The following is a 24,737-nucleotide window of genomic DNA, read 5'->3' as shown; positions in this document are numbered from 1 at the left end:
CGCTGCCGACGTGATCGGCGAGCTTGAGGAGCGCTATGACGGACACTGCGACGGAGCGCGCCCAGCACTCGGGGCGGACCAGCGCGACGTTGCCGCAGATGTTCGAGGCACAGGTGATCCGTACGCCCGGCGCGGAAGCCGTGGCGGCTGGCCACGACCGCCTGACCTACGGCCGGCTCGACGAGCGCGCCAACCGGCTCGCCCGCCTGCTTGTCGAGCAGGGCGCGGCGCCCGGCCGCATCGTCGCCCTGGCGCTGCCGCGCTCGGTGGACCTGGTCGTCGCCGTCATCGCGGTGCTCAAGACCGGCGCCGCGTACCTCCCGCTCGACCCGGACTACCCACCGGATCGCCTGACGTTCTTCGTCTCCGACGCGCGGCCGGCGTGTGTGGTGACAACCGGGGCGAGCGGTGTGGGCCTGCCCGCCACCGCGACGGTCATCGAGCTGGACCACCCGGAGACGGTGGCCCGTCTGGCCGAGCTTTCCGCCGACACGCTGACCGTCGACGAGATCGGCGGCAGCCTCACCCCCGAGCACACCGCCTACGTCATCTACACCTCCGGGTCGACCGGCCGCCCCAAGGGCGTCGCCGTCGCGCACCGCAACGTCATCCGGCTGTTCGCCACCGACACACCATGGTCCGGTCTCGGTGACGACCAGGTGTGGACGCTGTTCCAGTCGTACTCGTTCGACTTCTCCGTGTGGGAGATGTGGGGACCGCTGTCGCACGGCGGCCGGCTGGTGATCGCCAGCCGCTCGGACACCCGCTCCCCGCTGGACTTCCTACGACTGCTCGCCACCGAGGGCGTGACCGTGCTCAGCCAGACGCCGTCGGCCTTCGCCGAGCTGTTGGCCACCCGCACCGTGGCCGCCGAGCTGTGGGCGTCACTGGCCCTGCACACCGTCGTTCTCGGGGGCGAGGCGCTGCCCGCCCAGACCGTCCGGGACCTCCACGAGACCCGACCGGACTGCCGCATCCTCAACATCTACGGCCCGACCGAGACGACGGTGCACGCGACCACCTGCTTCGTCGAGCCGGAGATGGGCGTGCCGCCGATCGGGCGGCCGGTCAACGGCGCCCGCGTCTACGTGCTCGACCCGGCGCTGCGGCCGGTGCCACCCGGAGTCGACGGCGAGCTCTACATCGCCGGCGCCGGGGTGGCGCTCGGTTACCTGAACAGACCGGCGTTCACGGCGGAGCGGTTCGTGGCCGATCCGTACCATCCGGGCGGCGGCCGGATGTATCGCACCGGCGACATCGTCCGGTGGCGGCCCGACGGCGTGCTCGATTTCGTCGGCCGCGCCGACGGGCAGGTGAAGGTGCGCGGCTTCCGCATCGAGCTCGGCGAGGTCGAGGCGGTGCTGGCCACGCACCCCGGCGTCGCACAGGCCGCGGTGACCGTCCACGAGGTCCAACCCGGCGACCAGCGCCTCGTCGGGTACGTGGTGCCGGCCGCCGACGCCGCCGGCACCCAGGAGGTCGCGGCGGAACTGGTCGACGAGTGGCGCGACGTCTACGACGATCTCTACTCCGGTCGGTCCGCCGCGCCGGCGCCGCTCGACGACGACTTCAGCGGCTGGAACAGCAGTTACGACGACGCGCCGATCCCGCTGGAAGCGATGCGCGAGTGGCGCGACGAGACCGTCACCCGGATCCGTGCGCTGCGACCCCGCCGCGTGCTCGAGATCGGAGCCGGCAGCGGCCTGCTGCTGGGGCCGCTGGCGCCGCACACCGAGGAGTACGTGGCGACCGACTTCTCGGGTCCGGCCGTCACCGCGTTGCGGACCCGGACGGCCGCCGATCCGACGCTGGCGGGCCGGGTGCGGGTACGCGAGCAGGCCGCCGACGATCCGACCGGCCTGCCGGAGGCCCACTTCGACGCCGTGGTGGTGAACTCCGTCGTCCAGTACTTCCCGAGCGCCGACTACCTGGTCGACGTGGTCACCATCGCGCTCCGGTCGGTCCGGCCGGGCGGTGCGGTGTTCCTGGGCGATCTGCGCAACCTCGCGCTGGTGCGCTGCTTCCACGCCGGTGTCCGGCTGGTCGACACCCCGGCGTTCGCCGACGTCGACCAGGTCCGGCAGCGACTCGACCACGATATCGACCTCGAACGGGAACTGCTTGTCGACCCACGGATGTTCACCGACGCCGCAGCCGCGTTCCCCCTGTTGGGCGCGGTCGACGTGCGGCTCAAGCGGGGACGCCACGACACCGAGCTGAACCGCTACCGCTATGACGCCGTGCTCTACCGCGCCGGTGGGCCGGATCCGGCGGCACCGGCCGAGACCACCTGGCGGTGGGACATCGACGTCTCGTCGGTGGCGGCCGTGGTGGAGCGGCTGGCCGGCGTCGGCGAAGCGGTACGCGTCACGGGTATCCCCAACGCGCGCGTCGCCGCCGACGCCGCCGTGGCGCGTGTCGTGGACGCCGGACGGGTCTGGGTCGACGCGGTCGCCGCCGCGTACGACGCGGGCGGCGTGGACCCCGAGGACGCGCTCGACGCCGTGCACCGGGCCGGGCGGGTGGCGGCCGCCCGATGGTCGGCGGAGGACGTCGACCGGTTCGACCTCGACATCGCCGCCGGCACGACGGCAGACGGTCCGCCCGGCACCGGCATGGCGGTGGCCGTCGCACCGGCCGCGCCCGGTGGCCGGCACGCGGCGACCGCGTTCACCAACCGCCCGCTCGGGGGTGATCCCGGCCGCCTGCTCGTCGGCGCGCTGCGCCAGCACCTCCGCCACCGGTTGCCGGACTTCATGGTGCCGGTCGTGATGGTGGTGGAGTCGTTGCCGCTGACCCCGAACGGCAAGCTCGACCGGGCGGCGCTACCGGCACCCGAATTCGGTGTCACCGGCGGCGCCGAGGCGCGCACCCCGCAGGAGGAGGTGTTGTGCGGCCTGTTCGCGGAGGTGCTCGGCCTGTCCTCGGTGGGCACCCGGGACAACTTCTTCGACCTGGGCGGGCACTCGCTGCTGGCGACCCGCCTGGTGAGCCGGGTGCGGTCCACCCTCGGGGTGGAGCTGGAGGTGCGGACGCTGTTCGAGGCGCCGACGGTAGCGGGGTTGGCGTCGCGGCTGGACGCCAACCGACTGTTGCGCCCGGCCCTGACACCACGGGCACGGCCACGCGTGGTGCCGCTGTCGTTCGCGCAGCGCCGGCTGTGGTTCCTGCACCGCCTCGAAGGGCCCAGCCCCACCTACAACATCCTGTTGCCGTTGCGGATCACCGGCACGTTCGACCGCGCCGCGCTACGGGCCGCGTTGACCGACGTGGTCGCCCGCCACGAGAGCCTGCGCACGCTCTACCCGGAGGTCGACGGTACGCCGTCCCAGTTGGTCCGGCCGCCGGACCGAACCGGTGTGGACCTCACCGTCACGCCGGTCACGCCGGACACGCTGGAAGCGGTGTTGCAGAGGGCGGCCCGCTACTCGTTCCACCTCGCATCGGAGCCACCGGTGCGGGGCGACCTGCTGGTGCTCGCACCGGACGACCACGTGCTGCTCCTCAACGTGCACCACATCGCCGCCGACGGCTGGTCGATGGCGCCGCTGGCCCGCGACCTGTTCACCGCGTACGCCAGCCGGACGCAGGGGCGCGCGCCCGGCTGGCGGCCCCTTCCGGTGCAGTACGCCGACTACACGCTCTGGCAGCAGGAACTGCTCGGCGCCGAGCACGATCCGGACAGCCTGGCCGCCCAGCAGACCGACTACTGGCAGCGGGCGCTGGCCGGCCTGCCCGACCGCATCGCGCTGCCCACCGACCGGCCCGTCTCGGCGCTCTCGTCCTACGCGGGCGACCTGCTCGACTTCAGTGTCGACGCGCGGCTGCACGAGCGGATCGTCGAGGTGGCCCGGTCGTCCGGCGCGACCGTGTTCATGGTGCTGGTGGCGGGCCTGGCCGGGCTGCTCTCGCGGCTGGGTGCGGGCCGGGACGTGCCGATCGGCACCCCCGTCGCCGGGCGGCTCGACGAGGCGCTCGACGACCTGGTCGGCTTCTTCGTCAACACGCTCGTCATGCGGGTCGACCTCAGCGGGGACCCGTCGTTCGCGGAGCTGCTCGAGCGCGTCCGCGGCACGGCGCTGGCCGCGTACGCCCATCAGGACGTGCCGTTCGAGCGTCTGGTCGAGGTGATCAACCCGGTCCGGTCGCTGGCCCACCACCCGCTGTTCCAGGTCATGCTCGCCCTGCAGAACGCGCCGGAGGCCGGCTTCGAGCTGCCCGGCGCGCACGTCACGTTCCAGCCCGTCGGCACCGCGACGTCCCGCTTCGAGCTGTTCTGGAACGTGGTCGAGCGCCACGACGCCACCGGGCGGCCGACCGGCATGGACGGCATCATCGAGTACCGCAGCGACCTGTTCGACCGGGCCACGGTGGGCGTACTCGCGCGGCGCTGGATCCGGTTGCTGGCCGCGGCGGTTGCCGACCCCGACCGCCGGCTCGGCGCGCTCGACCTCCTCGAACCGACCGAGCGGGCGGATCTCGCCACGTGGAACGACACGTTACGACCGGTGCCCGCCGAGTTGCTGTACCAGCGGGTGGAGGCGCAGGTGACGCGGGCGCCCGAGCGGATCGCGGTCGAGTCCGACGGCGAGCGGGTGACCTACGCCGACCTCAACGCACGCGCCAACCGGCTGGCCCGCCTGCTCGTCGCACACGGCGCCGGCCCGGAACGCCTCGTCGGACTGTTGATGCCCCGGTCGGTCGACCTGATCGTGGCACTGCTCGCGGTGAACAAGACCGGCGCGGCCTACCTGCCTGCGGACCCCGGCTTCCCGGCCGAACGCGTCGACTTCATGTTCGACGACGGGCAGGTCGCCGCCGTGCTCACCGTCACCGCGCTGGCGGGCGGCGTGGACCACGACGTCGCGCCGGTGATCGTGGTGGACGCCGACGAGGTACGCGACCGGCTGCGCGCCGTCCCCGCCGAAGACCTGGCCGACGCCGAGCGCACCGGCCGGCCGCATCCACTCAACCCGGTCTTCGTGCTCTACACCTCCGGCACCACCGGCCGGCCCAAGGGCGTCGTCATGCCGACGACCGTCATCGCCAACATGCTGCGCTGGCACGACGCGCACATCGGCGCCGACCCCGACGCCCGGGTGGCTCAGTTCACCACCGTCACGTTCGACGTCGCCACGCAGGAGGTCTTCTCGGCGCTCACCACCGGCAAGACGCTCGTGTTGCCGGCCGAGACCGTCCGCCGGGACGCGGGCGCGCTGGCCGAGTGGCTGGCGCGGCAGCGCATCCGGGAGTTCTACAGCCCGACGCTGGTCATCGAGGCGGTCTGCGAGGCGGCGAACGAGCACGACGCGGATCTGCCGGCGCTGCGCGAGGTGTCGCAGTCCGGGGAGGCGCTGCTGCTCAGCAGGCAGATCCGTGACTTCATGCGCCGCGGTCCGCAGCGCCGCCTGCACAACCACTACGGCCCGATCGAGGCGCACGTCGTCACCGCGTACGAACTGCCGCCGGGTGTGGACGACTGGCCACCGGCGGCCCCGATCGGCCGGCCCATCGCGAACCAGCAGGTGTACGTGCTGGACCCGTGGCTGAACCCGGTGCCGCCGGGGACCACCGGTGAGCTGTACATCGCCGGTCGTGGCGCCGCTCGCGGGTACCTGCGACGTCGCGGGCTGACCGCCGAACGCTTCGTCGCCGACCCGTTCGGCGCGGCCGGTGGCCGGATGTACCGCACCGGGGACCTGGTGCGGTGGCGGCGCGACGGCACGCTGGAGTACCTGGGCCGCGTCGACCACCAGGTGAAGATCCGCGGTCATCGCGTCGAGCTGTCCGAGGTCGAGGCCGTCGTCACCGAGCACCCCGACGTCAACCAGGTCGCCGTCGTCGCGCACGACCGGCCGGGCGTCACCCAGATCGTCGCCTACGTCGTGCCCGCGCCCCACGCCGGGCTCGTCGAATCCCGCCTGCGTGACTGGATCAGGGACCGGTTGCCGGAGTTCATGGTGCCGGTCGTGATGCTGCTGGAATCCTTGCCGACAACCCCGAACGGCAAGCTCGACCGCTCGGCGTTGCCGGTACCCGAATCCGGTGCCACCAACGCGGCGGCGGCGGCCCGCACACCGCAGGAGGAAGTGCTGTGCGGCCTGTTCGCGGAGGTGCTGGGCGTCTCGGCGGTGGGCGTCCACGACAGCTTCTTCGATCTGGGCGGCCATTCGCTTCTGGCGACCCGGTTGGTCAGTCGCGTGCGCTCCACGCTGGGAGTCGAACTGGAGGTGCGCAAGCTCTTCGACGCGCCCACGGTGGCCGGACTGGCGACGGCGCTGGACCCGCACCGCTCGCTGCGCCCGGCCGTGACGCCGATCGCCCGGCCGGACGTGGTGCCGCTGTCCTTCGCGCAGCGCCGGTTGTGGTTCCTGCACCGCCTCGAAGGTCCCAGTCCCACCTACAACGTGCCGGTGCCGATCCGCCTCGACGGGGCCGTGGACGAGGCCGCCCTGCGGGCCGCCTACCGTGACGTGCTGGAACGCCACGAGTCGCTTCGTACCGTCATCACGGACACCGACGGCGTACCGTCGCAGCGGGTGCTCCCGATCGGCGAGGTGGCGGCCCACGTCGAGACCGTCGGGGTGCCCGCCGCCGGCCTGCCGGCCGCGCTCGTCGAGGCCGCCGGTCACCGGTTCGACCTGGCGGCCGAGCCACCCGTGCGGACGTGGCTGTTCACCGTCGACGAGCACTCCTCGGTACTGCTGATCCTGATGCACCACATCGCGGGTGACGGCTGGTCCATGGCGCCCCTGACCCGCGACCTGCACACGGCCTACGCCGCCCGCAGCCACGGGCAACCGCCGGCCTGGACACCGCTGCCCGTGCAGTACGCCGACTACACGATGTGGCAGCACGAGCTGCTGGGCGCCGAGGGCGATCCCGACAGCGTCTACACGCAGCAGGTGAGCTACTGGCAGGACGCGCTCCGGGGCCTACCGGAACAGCTCGTGCTGCCGGCCGACCGACCGCGGCCACCGGTCGCCGCGTACCACGGTGACGTGGTCGCCTTCACGCTCGACGCCGACCTGCACGCCGCGCTCGCCGCCACCGCCCGTGGTCACGGTGCCACCATGTTCATGGCGCTGCTGGCCGGACTGGCCGGGCTGCTGTCGCGGCTGGGCGGCGGCTGCGACGTGCCCATCGGCACCCCGGTGGCCGGCCGGCTGGACGAGGCGCTCGACGAACTGGTCGGGTTCTTCGTCAACACGCTGGTCCTGCGCATGGACACCAGCAGTGACCCGACCTTCGCCGACCTCCTCACCCGAGCCCGGTCGACAGCGCTGGCCGCGTACAGCCATCAGGACGTGCCGTTCGAGCATCTCGTCGAGGTGCTCAACCCGACCCGGTCCCTGGCGCACCAGCCGCTGTTCCAGGTCATGTTCGCCCTCCAGAACGCACCGGGCGGGCAGTTCAGGTCGGCCGATCTCGCGGCCGGCGCGCACGGGCCCCGCGTCGGCGCCTCCCGGTTCGACCTGTTCGTCAACGTCGCGGAGGAACGCGACGAGACCGGCGCGCCGGCCGGCATCTCGGGCATGGTGGAGTTCAACACCGACCTGTTCGACCGGGCCACCGTCGAGGCTCTCGCCGACCGCTACCGCCGCCTCCTCGCCGCCGCCGTCGCCGACCCCGGCATCCGGCTGGGCGCGATAGATCTGCTGACGCCCGCCGAACACGCCACGGTGCCCGACCCGGACGTCGCTCGAACCGTCGAGGTGGACGACGTGCTCGCGGCAAGGGCGCGGGCGCTGGCCACCGCACTGGGCATCGGCCCAGACGCCCGCGTCGCGCACGAGGCGACCGCCGGGCCCGCCGTGGCGCGAGCGCTGGCGCTCCTGGCCGCCGAAACCGGTGCGTCGCTGCTACCCGTGCCGACCGACTCGACCGATCTCGACGGCTGGCTGCACACCGGACGCGTCAGTCACCTCATCACCACCCCGACCCGCCTCAGCGACCTCGACCCGGACGCGGCGCCCGCCGGCCTCAACGGCATCGCCGTCACCGGGGAGAACTGCCCGCCCGCGATGGTGACCGACTGGGCCGTCGGCCGGCGGTTCGTCAACGTGTACGGCACCGCCGCGCACCCCTGGCTCACGATCAGCGACCCGCTCGAACCCGCCGCGGGCACCGCCGCGATCGATCCGCTGCCGATCGGGCGACCCGCTGCCGGTGAACGCCTCCACCTGCTCGACGCCTGGCGGCGGCCCGTGCCGCCGGGCGTCGCCGGCGACATCCACGTGCACGACGGCACCGGCCTGGTCGCGACCGGTGACCGTGGCCGGTTGCGCCCGGACGGGCAGCTCGACCTCTACGGCCCGGCCGAACAGGTCGACGGCCTCGAACCGGGTCTGCTCCCCTGCCGTGTCGAGGCGGCCGTCGCGGACTACCCGGCGGTCCGGCGCGGCGTCGTCGTCCGCTCCGGCGAGGAGACGCCGCCGCGGTTCGTCGCCTACGTCGCCGGGCACGCCGGACATCACGTCGACGCCGCCGCACTACGCCGGCACGTGCCCGCCCATCTGCTGCCGTCGGCCACCGTCGTACTCGACGATCTCCCACGGACGCCGTACGGGACGGTGGATCGGGCCGCTCTTCCGGCCCCCGCCGCCACCCCGTCACGTGTCACCCGCGCGCCCGGCACGCCGCAGGAGCAGATCCTGTGCGACCTGTTCGCCGAGGTGCTGGGCCACCCCGCCGTCGGCGCGGAGGAGAACTTCTTCACCCTGGGTGGGCACTCGTTGCTGGCCACCCGGTTGGCCGCGCGCATCCGGGCCGTGCTCGGCGTCGAGATACCGGTGGGACAGATCTTCGTGGCCCCGACCGCGGCCATGCTCGCCGAACACCTCACCGACGCGGTCGCCACCACCCGGCCCGCGGTCCGGCCGATGCCCCGCCCCGCCGTCGTGCCGCTGTCGTACGCGCAGCGGCGGCTGTGGTTCGTGGAACGTCTCGGCGTGGCCGACGCCGCCTACAACGTGCCCATCGGGCTGCGGCTGCGCGGCGAACTCGACGTGCCGGCGCTACGGGCCGCGCTGACCGACGTGGTCGGCCGGCACGAGTCGCTGCGCACCACCTTCCCGGAGACCGCCGGCCACCCGGTGCAGCAGGTCCAGCCGGTCGACGGCCTCGCCGTGCCGATGACCGTGACAACCGCCGACGAGGCCGGCCTGGCGGAGGCGCTGGCCGTGGCCGCCGCCTACCGCTTCGACCTGGCCGCCGAGCTGCCGGTACGGGCATGGCTGTTCACCGTCGACGCCCAGACGTCGGTGCTGCTGGTGCTGATACACCACATCGCGGGCGACGGCTGGTCCATGGCGCCGCTGACCCGCGACCTGCTCACCGCATACACGGCCCGCAGCGACGGGCGGCCACCGGCCTGGTCGCCACTGCCGGTCCAGTACATCGACTACACGCTGTGGCAGCAGGAACTGCTCGGGGCCGAGGACGACCCGCACAGCCTCTACGCGGACCAGGTGGCCTTCTGGCGGGAAACCCTGCGTGGCCTGCCCGAACAACTCGTGCTGCCGGCCGACCGGGCACGGCCACCGGTCGCTTCCTATCGCGGTGGGGTCGTCACCTTCACCTTCGACGCCGACCTGCACGGCGCGCTCGTGGCCACCGCCCGCAGCGTCGACGCCACGACGTTCATGGTGCTGCTGGCCAGCCTCGCCGGGCTGCTCTCCCGGCTCGGCGCCGGTGACGACATCCCCATCGGCACACCGGTCGCCGGCCGCCTCGACGAAGCCCTCGACGACCTGGTGGGGTTCTTCGTCAACACACTCGTCCTGCGCGTGGACACCAGCGACGATCCGAGCTTCGCCGGCCTCGTCGAGCGGGCCCGGTCGACGGCGCTCGCCGCGTACGGTCACCAGGACGTGCCGTTCGAACACCTGGTGGAAGCCCTCAACCCGACCCGGTCCCTGGCCCACCAGCCGCTGTTCCAGGTTCTGCTCGCGTTGCAGAACGTGCCGTTCACCGGCTTCGGTCTGCCCGGTGTCACGGTGGGCGCGGAACCGGTCCCGACGGCCAGCGCCAAGTTCGACCTGTCCTTCCAGCTCATCGAGCGCAGGGCGGCCGACGGCACGCTGCTCGGGATGGACGGCATCGCCGAGTTCCGCACCGACATGTTCGACCGCGCCACCGTCGAGGCCCTGGTCGGCCGCTGGCGCCACCTGCTCACCGCCGCCCTGGCGGATCCGGAGCGGTCCCTGTCGCGGTGCGACAGGGCCCCGGTGGTGGCGGCCGGGGCCGTCACACCGCTGGAGCTGGGCCAGGTACGCGCCGCGTTGCGCGGCGAGACCGGGGTCCGCGACGTGGATCTCGCCCTGCACGGCGACGGCAGAACCACGCAGGGGCTGTCGGCCTATCTGGTGGCCGAGCCGGGCGCGACCCTGGACGTGGCGGCGCTGGGCGATCGACTGCGGACCCGGCTGCCCGCCCACCTGGTGCCCGCCGACATCACCGTCGTCCCCGCCGACGAGCCCGCGCCGGCGCCCGAGACCGGGGGCGGGGGCGCCGCCGGCACCCCCCGCGAGGAGCTGCTGTGCGCGCTGTTCGCCGAGGTGCTCGACCGGCCGCACATCGGCCCGAACGACGACTTCTTCGCCGCGGGCGGGCACTCGCTGCTGGCCCCGACGTTGCTGCGACGGATCGAGGAGACGCTCGGCACGCGGCTCAGCCTGCTGCACCTGTTCGAGACGCCGACCGTGGCCGACCTGGCCCGGCGGCTCGACGACGGCGACGGGCACCTCGATCCGTTCGGGACACTGCTGCCGCTGCGGCCCAGCGGCACGCTCCCACCGCTGTACTGCCTGCCGCCGGGCGCCGGTGTCGGCTGGTCGTACGCCAGACTCGCCCGGTTCCTCGAACCGGACCGGCCGCTGTACGCGCTGCAGTCACCAGGTCTGCACGGCGACCCGGCTCCGGCCGACATGCCGGCGCTTGTCGACAGGTGGCTGGCCGAGATCCGCGCGGTGCAGCCCGAAGGCCCCTACCACCTGCTCGGCTGGTCGTTCGGTGGCATCGCCGCGCACGCGCTCGCGACCACCCTGCAGGCGGCCGGCGACACCGTCGAGCTGCTGGCGATCCTCGACACCTACCCGCAGAGCGCGTTCTCGACGCCACCGGCCGTGCCGTCCCGCGAGGAGATCCTGGCCGGCTTCCTCATGTTCGTCGGCGCCGATCCCGGCGACCTCGAGGAGATCACGGTGGCCGCCACGGTACGCCGGCTCCATGCCTCCGGTGGCGCGTTGTCCGGGGTGGACGAGGCCGGTATCGAGGCCGTGCTCGGCACGTTCGAGAACAACATCCGCCTCCAGTTCGGCTACCGACCGCAACGGTTCGACGGCGACGTGTTGCTGGTCGTCACGACCGCCAACCCGGTGGACGACTGGCCCGACCCGGCAAGCTGGCAGCCCTACGTCAACGGGGCGGTCCGCACGGTCGAGGTCGCCTCCACCCATCCACGGCTGCTCGAACCGGACGCGGTCGCCGCATTCGGGCCGGCGCTGGCCCGGGCGCTCAGCGCCGATCCGCACACCACAAGGAGCCGAGAATGACCAACCCCTTCGAAGATCCCGACGGCCGCTTCGTCGTGCTCGTCAACGACGAGGACCAGCACTCGCTGTGGCCGACGTTCGCTGACGTGCCCGCCGGGTGGCGGGTGGTGCACGGCGAGGACACCCGCGAGGGCTGCCTGAGCTACGTCGAGGAGCACTGGACCGACATGCGGCCACGCAGCCTGGTCGAGGCGATGGCCGAAACCGACATCTGACCGGAGCCGCCGCATGGACGTCACGGCCACCCGCCGACCATGGCTGCTGCGCAAGCCCACGGCCGACAGCACGTACCGCCTGTTCCTGCTGCCGTACTCCGGAGTCGGCGCGTCCATGTACGCGCGCTGGCCGGCCCGGCTCGGCCCGGCCGAGGTGTGCCTGGTGCAGCCGCCGGGGCGCGAGAACCGGTTCCGTGAGCCGCACTACGGCCGGTACGAGGACTACGCCGCCGCCCTGGTGGACGACATCCGGCCGCTGCTGGACCGGCCGTTCGCGTTCTTCGGGCACTGCAGTTCGGCGCTGGCGGGGTTCGCCACCGCGCTGCATCTGCAGCGGCTCGGCCTTCCGGTACCGGACCGGCTCTTCGTGTCGTCGGAGGTGGCCCCCCACGACGGCCCGTACGGTCGGTTCCTCGACATGGACGACGAAGCCCTGGGCGTCGAACTGGCCGGGTTGATCCGGGCGATGGGCGGCCGGCCGCAGCCCGACGCCATCGAGGTCGGGCTGGGCGTGCTGCGAGCCGACCTGGCGGCCAACCGCCGGTACGTCTTCCCGGAACCGGTCCGGCTGGCGACGGCCATCACCGTGATCGGCTGGACCGACGACCGGGAGATCCGGCCCGAGCAGATGGTCGGCTGGCGCGCCTACTCCGGGGATGTGCGTTTCGTGACGCTGCGTGGCGACCATCACGCGTTCCTGGCCGCACCGCCGGCACTGCGCGGCGAGATCATGCGCGACCTCGAAAGGACGGCCAGCGATGCCGACACCTGAGTCCGCCGGCACCGTCCTCGACATGATCGCCGAGCAGGTCGCCATCCGCCCGGACGCGGTCGCGGTGAGCTGGCGCGACGAGCGGCTGACCTATCGGGACCTCGACGCCGCCGCGAACCGCCTCGGCCATCGCCTGATCGCGGCAGGCGTCCGGCCGGACACCCCGGTGGGGGTCGACGTGCCGGCGTCGGTGTGGCTCCCGGTCGCGCTGCTCGGCGTCCTCAGGGCCGGCGCCGCCTACCTCGGCGTCAACCCGTCGCAGCCACCGGACTACCGGCGTGCGCTGCTCGACGACGCCGGCGTGCGGGTCGTGGTCACCGCCGGGGACGACAGCGCGGCGGACGGCCGTACCGCCGTCGCCGTCGACGGCGACGGCCCCGAAGCCCCCACGACCCGACGGCCGCATCCGGACAGCACCGCCTACCTCGCGTACACCTCCGGTTCGACCGGCCGTCCCAAGGGTGTCCGGATACCCCATCGCGCCGTCACCAGGCTCGTCGCCGCACCGGACTACGTCGAGGTGACCGCGGCGGACACGGTGCTGCACGCGGCGCCGGTCGCGTTCGACGCGTCCACGTTCGAGCTGTGGACGCCGCTGTGCCACGGCGCGCGGGTGGCCGTGCGGCCACATGACGCCGTCGAGCCGCGTGACCTGCTCGACGTCATCGCCCACGAGCGGGTCACCGTGCTGTGGCTGACCGCGGGTCTGTTCCACCACATGGCCGCCGGGCCGCTCGACGCGTTCGGCGGGGTTCGCACGCTCCTCGTCGGCGGTGACGTGATCGACCCGGCGGCGGTCAACCGCGTGCTGGCGGCCGTGCCGGGGTTGCGCGTGGTGAACGGTTACGGGCCGACGGAGAACACCACGTTCAGCCTGTGCCACCCGGTGCGCACGCCGGTCGACGGGCCGGCGGTTCCCATCGGCCGGCCGGTGCCGGGCAGCGGCGGGCACATCCTCGACGCCAGGCTGCGCCCGGTGCCCGACGGCGAGACCGGTGAGCTGTACGTCGACGGAGCCGGGCTGGCGCGTGGCTACCACGCGCAGCCGGCCCGCACCGCGGAGCGTTTCGTGGCCAACCCGTTCGTGGCGGGCGCCCGCATGTACCGCACCGGCGACCTGGTGCGCCGCCGCCCGGACGGAGCGGTGGACTTCGTCGGCCGCGTGGACGACCAGGTGAAGATCAGCGGTTACCGCGTCGAACCGGGCGAGGTGGAGGCGGCGCTGCGCCGCTGTCCGCCGGTGCGGTCCGCGGCCGTGGTGGCACAGGGCGCCCCGGACGGCGGTCAGCGCCTGGTCGCCTTCGTGGCGGGTGATCCCGCGGAGCCTCCGCTGTCGACGCTGTCGATCCGCCGCCACCTGGCCGCGTCGCTGCCCCGATACGCGGTGCCGGCCGCGATCACCGTCGTGGAGGACCTGCCGCTGACGCCCCAGAGCAAGGTGGACCGAGCGGCCCTGGCCACCTGGGCCGGCCGGGACCGGCCCGAGGTCAACGCCGAGTTCCAACCGCCGGGCACCCCGACGGAGCAGGCCGTCGCCGCGGTCTGGGCCGATGTGCTGGGCCTGCTCACCGTCGGCGTGCACGACGACTTCTTCGAGCTCGGCGGCTACTCACTGGCGGGCATGCGGATCACCGGCGAACTCGAGGCGAACTTCGGCCTCTCCCTGCCGGCCAGGACGTTCTACGAGAACTCGACGGTGGCGGAGCTGGCCCGGATCGTCGACGCGCATCTCGGCACCGGGAGCTGAGGAACTGGCATGCGGATAACCGTGCCCACCGCGGACGCCGAGGTCGACCTGAGCCGGGTCGACCTGTTCGACCCCGAGCTGTATGCCACGGGTGACCCGCACCCGATCTGGCACGCGCTGCGCCGGCATGCGCCCGCGCACCACCAGCGGCTGGCGGACGGCCGTGAGTTCTGGTCGGTGACCCGGCACGCCGACGCCTGCCGGGTGCTGGCCGACCACACCGAGTTCACGTCGCAACGGGGCACGTTGCTCAACGCGCTGGGCCGCGGTGACCCGGCCGGTGGCCAGATGATGGCCGCGACCGATCCGCCGCGGCACACGTCGATGCGCGAGCCGCTGGCCCGGGAGCTGTCGCCGCACCGGCTGAACCAGCGCCGGCACCTGCTGACGCGCGCGGTGCGCCAGGCTCTGGAGCCCGCCCGCGACGGGGACGTGTGGGACCTGGCGGTCGCGGCGGCCGGTTTCCCGATGTCGTTCACCGGTGCGTTGATGGGCATCCCGGAGGCCGACTGGCCCCGGTTGACGCGCGCGACGACGATGGCGATCGCGCCCGACGACACCGAGTTCCAGGAGGGGGACAGCCACATCACGCTCGTCGGCGTCCACCACGAGCTCTTCGACTATTTCTCCAGCGAGGTCACCCGCCGCCTCGCCGAGCCGTCCGACGACCTGATCGGCTTCCTGACGCAGATGCGGCCGGACGGCGGGCCGCTGCGGCACGACGCGATCGTCTACAACTGCTACAGCCTGCTGCTCGGCGCCAACGTCACGACGCCACACGTGCTCACGGCACTGATCTGCGCGTTTCTCGAGCACCCCGACGAGTTCCGGCGGCTCAAGGCCGACCCCGGTCTGATCGCGCCCGCGGTCGAGGAGGGCCTCCGGTGGTCGTCGCCGGCCAACCACTTCATGCGGTACGCCCGCACGGACGTGACCATCGCGGATCAGCGGATCCGGCGTGGCACCGCGGTCGCGGTGTGGCTCGGTTCGGCCAACCGCGACGAGGCGGTCTTCGCCGACCCGTACCGCTTCGACATCGGCCACCGGACCGAACGTCATCTCGCCTTCGGGTACGGCCCGCACTTCTGCGTCGGCGCCTCGCTGGCCCGCATCGCACTGCGGATGCTGCTCACCGAGTTCGTGGCGCTGGTCGACGACATCGAGCCGGCCGGGCCGGTGCGCCACCTGAAGTCCAACTTCGTGGCGGGCATCAGCCACCTCCCGATCCGGACCCGCCGCGCCGGGCGACCGGCGGCGAGCTGACTCAGCGGGTCGCGGCACCCCAGCGCGGCAGGCCGCTGAACTCGTCCTCGCGGAACTCGACGCGCTCGCCGCCCTGCCGCTGCCACGCCTGCACCTCACCGCGCTGCACCTTGCCCGTGCTGGTGCGCGGAAGCCGCACGAACTCCAGCCGCCGCACCCGCTGGTACGGCGACAGCCGGGTGGCGATGAACCGGAACAGCTCACCGGCCGCGTCGGTGTCCGGTGGGGTACCGGGGGTCAGCTCGACGAACGCCTTCGGGACCGTGAACCGGACCGGGTCGGCCGCCGGCACCACGACGACGTCGGTCACGGTGTCGTGCTCGCGCAGCGCCCGCTCCAGTTCGAAGGGTGAGATGCGGTAACCGGACGACTTGAACAGGTCGTCCGCCCGGCCGACGTACCCGAAGTGCCCGTCGCCGTCGAGGCGCGCGATGTCGCCGGTGTGGTAGAAGCCGTCCCGAATGACCCGGGCGGTGGCGGCCGGGTCGCCGAGGTACCCCGCCATCAGGCCGATCGGGTCCGACGCGAGATCCAGGCAGATCTCGCCCTCGTCGGCGAGCGCGCCGCGGCTGTCCCGCAACACCAGCGGCAACCCCGGCAGCGGCCTGCCCATCGACCCGGGCCGTACGGTGACGCCGGGCGAGTTCGCGATCAGGCCCGGAATCTCGGTCTGGCCGTAGCCGTCGCGGACCGTGACGCCGAATTCGGCACGCACGCCGTCGAGCAGCGCCGCGTCGAGGGGTTCACCGGCCGACGTCGCGGCGTCCAGCCGCAGCCGGGTCCGGGCGGTCGCGCGCGGCAGGAGCTGGCGCCACACCGTCGGCGGCGCGCAGAACGTGGTGACCTCGCCCCGGCGTAGCGTCTCGAGGGTCACGTCCGGGTCGAACCTGCCGGCGCGCAGCGCCACCACGCACGCCTCGGCCGACCACGGCGCGAACAGGTTGCTGCACACGTGTTTGGCCCAGCCCGGTGACGCCACCGCCAGGTGCCGGTCGTCGCGCCGCAGCCCGATCCAGTACATCGTCGACAGTTGTCCGACCGGCAGTGACGAGTGGGTGTGACTGACCAGCTTGGCGTGCGAGGTGGTGCCGGAGGTGAAGTACAGCATGAGCGGGTCCTGGGCACGGGTCGGACCGGACGGGGTGAACGTCGTGGCCGCCGTGGCGGCGTCCTCGAGGTCGAGCCATCCGGGGGGCACCGGCTGACCGGGCTCGTCCCTGCTGGCGATGAACGTGACGTCGCCGCGCCCGGCCGCGTCGAACACCGGTGCGCTCGCCACCGTCGCGATCACATGCCGGACACCGCCCCGGAGCATCCGGTCGGCGATCCCGTCGACGCCGGTCATCGGGCTGGCCGGCACGATCACGGCGCCGAGCTTCATCACGGCCAGGATGGTCTCCCACAGCGCCACCCGGTTGTCGAGCATCACCAGCACGGCATCACCGCGGGCCACCCCGTGCCCGAGAAGCCAGTTGGCCAGCTGACTGGAGCGGGCGGAGAGCTGCGCGTACGTCAGCGTGGTCTCGCACCGCGGACTGCCGGTGCTGGCCTCCCACAGCTGCAACGCCGGTCGGTCCCGGCGATCCGGTCGCTCCGCCACGTGGTCGAACCAGTCGAGCGCCCAGTTGAACGACGGCAGCCTCGGCCAACTGAAGGCGGCGGTGGCGGCGGCGTAGTCGTCGCGGTGTCTCTGGAGCAGGTCGCGCGCGGCCCGGAAGAGATCGCTGGCGGTAGCCGACGAGGATGCGGACACGGTAAACCTCCGGAGACGGTGCACGGCCACGCGACAATCGGTCAGCTTATCGATCGTTATCGTTTCACGCGGATGACCGCAGCGGCAAACCCCGGACGATCACAGTCGCGGACCACAAGCACGCAAACCCTTTTCGTGGGCCCCGGTCGATGCAATAGTGGGTAGCGACGGGTGTCGATCTATGTGGGGAGTGGACATCGTGTCCGAGACAATCCGGGAAGAAGTCGACGCCATCGTGATCGGAGGCGGCCCGGCCGGCTCCTCGGCCGCGACGCTCGTCGCGGCGAGCGGGCACTCGACAGTTCTGCTGGAACGCGCGCAGTTCCCCCGGTTTCACATCGGAGAGTCGATGCTGACCTACACCGCGGCGCTGCTGGACCGCCTGGGCGTGCGGGAGGAGGTCGACGCGACCGACTTCCCGGTCAAGACGGGGGCCGAGTTCTGCGACGTCGACGGCGGCTACACCCGGGTGGATTTCACCGACCAGGGCGCGGGGCGTGAGCTGACCACCTACCAGGTCGAGCGGTCCGCCTTCGACGACATGCTGCTGCGGCACGCCGCCAAGGCCGGCGCCGACGTGCGTTTCGGCGCACGGGTCACCAGGTTCGAGCGCGCGGGTGAGCGCCTCACCGGCGTGACCTACACCCAGGACGGCGTGACGCGTCACCTGTCCGCGCGCCGCATCATCGATGCCAGCGGCCGGGCCGGCGTGATCAGCACCGGCGTGCTGCGCAGCCGCCGCACCCCGGACCGGCTGCGCATGGTCGCCGCGTTCCGCCACTACGACGGGGTGCGGGAGGCCACCAATCCCGGCGTGTCGGGCGACATCCAGATCGGCAGCCACGCCGACGGCTGGGTGTGGGCGATCCCGATCCGGCCCGAGCGGATCAGCGTCGGCGCGGTCACCCGACCCGAGATCCTGCAACGGATGGGCGCCGATCGGGTGTTCGACGAGTTCACGCGGCGGATACCGCGGGTGCATCAGCGGATCGCGGATCTCACCGAGCACAGCGAGACGCGGGTGGAGAGCGACTTCACCTACTTCTCCGACCAGGTCGCCGGTCCGGGTTACCTGATGGCCGGCGACGCGGGCTGTTTCGTTGATCCGATCTTCTCCGCCGGGGTCTACCTGGCGCTCACCTCGGGAGTCCGGGCCGGTGAGACGACGGTGGCGATCCTCGACGGCGCGCAGGACGAGACGGCGGCGACCGAGCTCTACTCGCGGTTCTACAAGACCGGTTACGACACGTACTTCCGGCTGATCTACGCGTTCTACGAGCACGACTTCCGGCTCGGCCGGTTTCTCAAGAGCACCGGCGCGCGGGTGGCGCCGATCTGGATCGCGCGGCTGCTCGGCGGCGACTTCTGGAGCCAGAAGAACCCGCTGGCCCGACACCTGCGGACGATCGAGGCGTACCGGAGCTTCGCGCCGTACGAGCCGCTCTACGGCTGCCCGGTCTATCCGGAACTCGAAGCCGCCGAACGCGACCACGTCGCTCTCGGCGAGCCCGCCAACGCGTAGCCTCGCGCGCGGTTCACAGGGTGCCGGCGATGAGTTCCTTCATCACCTCGTTGGCTCCGCCGTAGATGCGCTGCGCGCGGGCGTCGACGTAGAGCTGGCCGATCGGGTAGTCGCGGGTGTAGCCGTTGGCGCCGTGCAGTTGCAGGCACCGGTCGAGCACCTGGCACTGCACGTCGGAGAGCCAGAACTTCGCCATCGACGCGGTGCGCGCGTCGAGCGTGCCGTCCAGGTGCCGGGCGACGCAGTGATCGACGAAGACCCGGCCGACCTGCGCCAACGTCGCGCACTCGGCCAGTTCCATGCGCACGTGCTGGAGGGCGAACAGCTCGTCGTCGTACACCATGCGCTGGTGGGCGTAGGCCACCGTCAGCTCGACCGCGCGCTCGGTCACGGCGGCGGCCATGACCCCGACCAGCAGTCGCTCCCACGACAACTGGTCGAGCAGCATCGCGTAGCCGGCGTTCTCCCGGCCCAGCAACGCCTCCGCGGGCAGCCGGACGTCGTCGAGGGTGATGTCCGACGTGTCGGCCGACTCCTGGCCGATCTTGTCGAGCACCCGGCCACGTACCACCCCGGGCTGATCTCCCACCGGAACCAGGAACAGCGATATGCCCCGCGCCCCGGCGGACGCGTTCGTCTTCGCCGCCACCACGAGCAGATCGGCCGAGCCGCCGTTGGTGACGAACGTCTTGGCGCCGCTCACCCGCCAGCCGTCGCCGTCGCGCTCGGCGCGCGTGCGGATCGCCTTCAGATCCGATCCCGCCTCCGGCTCGGTCAGCGCGATCCCGGCGATCACGTCACCGCTCGCCATCGGCGGCAGCCATCGGCGCTTCTGCCCGTCGGTGCCGTAGGTGACCAGATACCGGGCCACCACACCGCTGTGCACCGCGTTCCCGAAGCCGAACTCCCCCGCCCGCGCCTGCTCGGCGATGACGACGAGATCGTGGCGGGCGTCGCCGCCACCGCCGCCGTACTCGACCGGCACGCCGGCGCACAGCAGGCCGAGTTTTGCCGCCTGGCGCCAGAAGACCCGGTCGACGTGCCGCTGCGCCGCCCACTCGGCGCGCCGCGGCGCGGCCTCGGTGGTGAAGAAGCGGCGGCTCAGGCTGGCCAGCTCGGCGACGTCGTCGACCTGCCACGGCGATCGGTAGGTGTCGTCCACCACCTCACCTTAACCACTGCCGACAGTCACTCGCATCGACTCACATCGTTCACCTACCGCGCCGACGGCCACCCCGCTCCGCACGGATAAAAACGATCACTAAGACCCTTACATCGAAGCGAACCGAAGTGTTGACAGCGTTCCGGGCATCATGAAAGCCTGACCAAACATTTATGCACTTCGAATTAAGTGCACCGCGGGGCAAGGGACCTGCGTCTGTTTTGTGCGGCAACCACACCAAAGCCGATCGCGCCGCCGACCGGTGTGCGGGTAAGACTCGACGAGGGGAGTGCCGTGTCCGTAGCGTCACCCACGCGGTACCCGTTGCTGGCGGCCCAGACCGGCGTCTGGCTCGGGCAGGAGATGGACCCGGACGCGTCGCTCTATCTCTGGGGCAACTACCTCGAGATCCACGGGGCGGTCGACGTGGGGGCGCTGGTGCGGGCCATCACCCTGACGGTGGCCGAGGCGGAGGCACTGCACGTGCGATTCGCCCGCTCGGCCGACGGGCCGGTGCAGGTGCTGCACCCACCGGCGCCCGTCGCGCCCCACGTCATCGATCTCGACACCGGTCAGGACGCGATCGGGGCCGTCGACGCGTACGCCCGCGCGGACCTCGCCCGGCCGGTCGATCTCACCACGGACGCGCCATTCGTCCATGTCGTGTTCACCGCCGGACCGAATCGGGTCTTCTGGTACCAGCGCTACCACCACATCGCGGTCGACGCCTACGGCGCGAGCCTGATCACCCGCCGCGTCGCGGCCCTCTACACCGCACTCGTCTCGGGCCGGACCGCACCGCCGACCCCGTTCGGCTCACTGGCGGCACTCGTCGACGAAGAAGCCGCCTACCACAGCTCGGGAACCCGCGCCGCCGACCGCGCCTTCTGGCACGAGCGGTTCGCCGACCGGCCCGAGCGCATCAGCCTCAACCCGGTGGACACGTCGATCAGCTCCACCTTCGTCCGCAGTCGTCACGACCTGCCCGCCGACACCGTCGACGAACTGCTGGCGGCCGAACGGCGTACCGGCGTGCGCTGGTCCCGGCTGCTCATCGCCACCACAGCCGTGTACCTGCACCGCATGGCCGGCGTCGACGACATCGTGCTGGGTCTGCCCGTCGCGGGCCGGAGCGCACCCCACGCGGGCCGCACCCCGGCGATGACGACGAACGTCGTGCCGCTACGCCTGACCGTGCGTCCCACGACCACCGTGGCCGACCTCGTCGGGCAGGTCGACGGCGAACTGCGCGCCGCGCTCGCGCACCAGCGTTACCGCGGCGAGGATCTGCACCGCGAGCTGCGACTGGGCGGGCCCGAGCGGCGCTTCTTCGGCCCGATGGTCAACGTGATGCGGTTCGAGGAGCTCCGGTTCGGCGAGCACCGCACGATCATGCACAACCCGGCCGCGCCGCTGCTGGAAGACCTCTCCGTGGTCGCCTACGACCGCGCCGGCGCCGGGCCCCGCGTCGACCTGAACGGGCATCCCGCGCTCTACACCCCGTCCGACCTCGACGGCCACGCCACCCGCCTGCTCGCGTTGCTGGCCGCCGCCGCCCGCCGGATCGACCGGCCGGTCGGCGGCCTGAGCATGGGCGTGGGCGTGGGCGTGGGCGTGGGCACCGGAGCCGGCGTCGCCCCCGCAACCGCATCCGCCACCGCCGACACCACCCTCGTCGACCTGGTGCGCCGGCAGGTCGTCGCCACGCCCGGCGCTCCGGCAATCACCGACGGGTCCCGCACCCTCAGCTACGGCGACCTCGAATCGAACTCGACGCGCCTGGCCACGCTGCTGCACCGGCACGGCGTCCGGCCCGAGCAGCGCGTGGCGCTGGTGTTGCCCCGCTCCGCGGAACTGGTCACCGCGATGCTGGCCGTGACCCGGCTGGGGGCCGCCTACGCGCCGATCGACCCGGACCACCCCGCCGACCGCGTCGCCTACCTGCTGGCCGACACCGCACCCGCCGCCGTGGTGACCACGAGCGCGCTGCGAAACCTGCTGCCGCCGCTCGACATCCCGGTGCTGACCGTCGACGGGGGCGACGACACCGGTGTGCCCGAGACCGCCGCACCGATGGCCGGCCCCACCCCGGGCAGCGCGGCGTACGTCATCCACACCTCCGGCTCCACAGGCGCGCCGAAAGGCGTGGTCGTCACCCACCGCAACGTCGAACGGCTGCTGGCGAACACGCTCGTCGACCTGGACGTGGGCCCGGCCGACGTCTGGACCATGTTCCACTCCCACGCGTTCGACTTCTCCGTCTGGGAGATCTGGGGCGCGCTCACCACCGGCGGCAGGGTCGTCATCGTGCCCCGCGACGTCGCTCGCGCACCCGACGCCTTCCGGCGGCTGCTCGCCCGCGAACGCGTCACCGTCCTGAGTCAGACACCCTCCGCGTTCGCCGCGTTCGCCGCGCTCGACCGCGCCGACCTCACGGCGCCTGACGACCTCGGCCTGCGCTACATCGTCTTCGGCGGCGAACGCCTCGCCCCGGACCGCCTCGGCGGCTGGCTCGACCGGCACGGCGCCGACCGCCCGCGGCTGGTCAACATGTACGGCATCACCGAGACGACGGTCCACGTGACCCGCTACGACGTCACCCCCGACGATGTCGGTCGTCCGGTCAGCCCGATCGGCACGCCGCTGCCACATCTCGCCGCCTACGTACTCGACGGCAGCCTGCATCCGGTGCCGGCCGGCGCCGCCGGGGAACTCTACGTCGCCGGTGCCGGTGTCGCCCGCGGCTACCTCGGGCGACTCGGCCTCACGGCCACCCGGTTCGTCGCCGATCCGTTCGGGCCACCCGGCGCGCGCATGTACCGCACCGGTGACCGGGTCCGGTGGACGGGACATGCCCTGGAGTACCTCGGCCGCACCGACGACCAGGTCAAGGTCCGCGGCTTCCGGGTCGAGCCGGGCGAGATCGCCGCCGTGCTGGCCCGGGACACCCGCGTCGCCGAGGCCGTGGTGGTGCCACGGGAGAGCGACGGCGGCGAGATCAGTCTCGTCGCCTACGTGGTCCCCGCCCCGGACACCACGCTCGACCCGGCCGCCCTGCGCCACGACCTGGCCCGGACGCTGCCTGATCACCTGGTGCCGGCGGCGCTGGTGACCATGGACGCGTTGCCGCTGACCGCCAACGGCAAGCTGGACCGCGCCGCGCTACCGGCACCGGCGTCGCCCGGCGTCAGCGTGGGCGTGCACCACGAACCGTACGCCCAGATCCTCGCGGAGCTGTTCGCCGACGCGCTCGGCGTTCGCGCGGTCGGCGCCGAGGACAACTTCTTCGACCTCGGCGGCCACTCACTGCTCGCGACCCGGCTGATCGGCCGCATCCGGTCCACGCTGGCCACCGACCTGGAGATGGCCGACTTCTTCGCCCGGCCCACCGTCACCGGCGTGCTCGCCCACGTGGCACCCGGTCGCGCCGCCCGCCCGGCGTTGCGCCCCGCCGGTCGACCGGATCTCGTCCCGCTCTCCCCCGCCCAGCGACGGCTGTGGTTCCTCGACCGGCTCGGCAGCCGGGACACCTACCACGTCCCGCTGGCGGTACGGCTGCGCGGACCGCTCGACCGGGACGCGTTGCGCGCCGCCCTCACCGACCTCGCCACGCGCCACGAGTCGCTGCGTACCGTGTACCCGGAGGTCGACGGCGACCCGCACCAGGCCGTCCTCGACGCCGCCGGCCTCGACATCACGCTGGACGAACGTTCGGTACCCGCCGACGATCTCGGGCCCGCACTGCGACGCGCCGTGGCAGCGCCGTTCGACCTCACCCGCGACCTACCCGTGCGGTGTCACCTGTACGCCGTGGACGACTCGACGACGGTCCTGCTGATCGTTCTGCACCACATCGCCGCCGACGGCGCCTCCATGGGCCCGCTCGTGCGCGACCTGGGCACCGCCTACCGGGCCCGGCTCGCCGGCACGACACCGGCGTGGCCACCGCTGCCCGTGCAGTACGCCGACTACACGCTCTGGCAGGAGGAGTACCTCGGCTCGCCGGACGAGCCCGACAGCCGCCTCGCCCGCCAGACCGGCTACTGGCGGTCGGTGCTCGCGGGACTGCCCGAGATCGTCACGGTGCCCGTGGCCCGGCCGCGGCCGGCGGCCGCCTCCTTCCGCGGTGACACCTACCGGTTCACGTTCGACGCCGACGTGCACGCGGGCCTCGTCCGGCTGGCCCGGGAGACCGGCACCACGGTGTACATGGTGTTGCTGGCCGGTCTGGGTGGGTTGTTGAGCCGGTTGGGTGCGGGGGTGGACATTCCGATCGGTTCTCCGGTGGCGGGTCGGTTGGACGAGCGGCTGGACGATCTGGTCGGTTTCTTCGTCAACACGCTGGTGCTGCGGGTGGACACCTCGGGCGACCCGACGTTCACCGAGCTGCTGCACCGGGTGCGCCACACCACCCTCGACGCCTACGCCCACCAGGACGTCCCCTTCGACCACCTGGTGGAGGTGCTCAACCCCGCCCGTTCACTGGCCGCGCACCCGCTGGTCCAGATCCTGCTCGCGATCGAGGACGACGTCCTCGAGACCGCCCTCGACCTGCCCGGCCTCGACGCGGATGTCCTGCCGGTCGGCCGCGACAGCGCGCGCCTCGACCTCAGCGTCATCGTCCGTCAGCACCGCGGCCCGGACGGCCGTCCGTCCGGGATGGATGGGGTGGTGGAGTTCTCGTTGGATCTGTTCGACCGGACGGTGGTTGCCGATCTGGTCGACCGGTGGCTGCGGGTCCTGACCGG

9 protein-coding genes are annotated in these 24,737 nt (G+C 72.5%); 7 read left to right on the top strand and 2 right to left on the bottom strand.

The window, feature by feature from the left end; all coding sequences use genetic code 11:
• The first annotated feature begins 35 nt into the window (after positions 1–35).
• Genes ACZ6O5_RS28895 through ACZ6O5_RS28875 form a run of 5 tightly spaced genes read left to right on the top strand, consistent with a single transcriptional unit; the run spans position 36 to position 15,552 of the window.
• On the top strand, positions 36–11,555 hold the full coding sequence (locus tag ACZ6O5_RS28895) for an amino acid adenylation domain-containing protein (RefSeq protein WP_465981175.1): 11,520 nt from the start codon (positions 36–38) through the stop codon (positions 11,553–11,555).
• Positions 11,552–11,770: an MbtH family protein gene (locus tag ACZ6O5_RS28890; RefSeq protein WP_465981173.1), complete on the top strand. Its 219-nt coding sequence runs from the start codon at positions 11,552–11,554 to the stop codon at positions 11,768–11,770. The genes ACZ6O5_RS28895 and ACZ6O5_RS28890 overlap by 4 nt, the downstream gene beginning before the upstream one ends.
• Before the next feature lie 13 nt (positions 11,771–11,783).
• Positions 11,784–12,542, top strand: coding sequence for a thioesterase II family protein (locus ACZ6O5_RS28885; RefSeq protein WP_281939072.1), 759 nt, complete (start codon positions 11,784–11,786; stop codon positions 12,540–12,542).
• Positions 12,529–14,289 carry an amino acid adenylation domain-containing protein gene (locus ACZ6O5_RS28880; protein WP_465981171.1) on the top strand — a complete coding sequence of 587 codons (1,761 nt, stop codon included), beginning with the start codon at positions 12,529–12,531 and terminating at the stop codon, positions 14,287–14,289. Before ACZ6O5_RS28885 ends, ACZ6O5_RS28880 begins: the two co-directional genes overlap by 14 nt.
• 9 nt (positions 14,290–14,298) lie before the next feature.
• Positions 14,299–15,552 (top strand): cytochrome P450, encoded by a 1,254-nt coding sequence (locus ACZ6O5_RS28875; RefSeq protein WP_465981169.1) that lies wholly within the window; start codon positions 14,299–14,301, stop codon positions 15,550–15,552.
• 1 nt (position 15,553) lies between these two features.
• Here the strand turns inward: ACZ6O5_RS28875 and ACZ6O5_RS28870 are convergent, their stop codons facing one another.
• Positions 15,554–17,305 (bottom strand): AMP-binding protein, encoded by a 1,752-nt coding sequence (locus ACZ6O5_RS28870; RefSeq protein WP_465981167.1) that lies wholly within the window; start codon positions 17,303–17,305, stop codon positions 15,554–15,556.
• Between the two features lie 199 nt (positions 17,306–17,504).
• Between ACZ6O5_RS28870 and ACZ6O5_RS28865 the strand changes: the two genes are divergently transcribed.
• Entirely contained in the window at positions 17,505–18,827 is a 1,323-nt protein-coding gene (locus ACZ6O5_RS28865; RefSeq protein ID WP_465981165.1) for an NAD(P)/FAD-dependent oxidoreductase, read from the top strand.
• Between the two features lie 13 nt (positions 18,828–18,840).
• Here ACZ6O5_RS28865 and ACZ6O5_RS28860 read toward each other — a convergent pair whose 3' ends face one another.
• Entirely contained in the window at positions 18,841–19,989 is a 1,149-nt protein-coding gene (locus ACZ6O5_RS28860; protein ID WP_465981163.1) for an acyl-CoA dehydrogenase family protein, read from the bottom strand.
• Between the two features lie 294 nt (positions 19,990–20,283).
• Between ACZ6O5_RS28860 and ACZ6O5_RS28855 the strand changes: the two genes are divergently transcribed.
• Positions 20,284–24,737 (top strand): amino acid adenylation domain-containing protein (locus tag ACZ6O5_RS28855; RefSeq protein ID WP_465981161.1); only part of this gene is annotated, 4,454 nt, incomplete at its 3' end.

The organism is Micromonospora sp. NPDC049201 (assembly GCF_055586805.1).
This window is presented reverse-complemented; position numbering and strand designations above follow the sequence as displayed.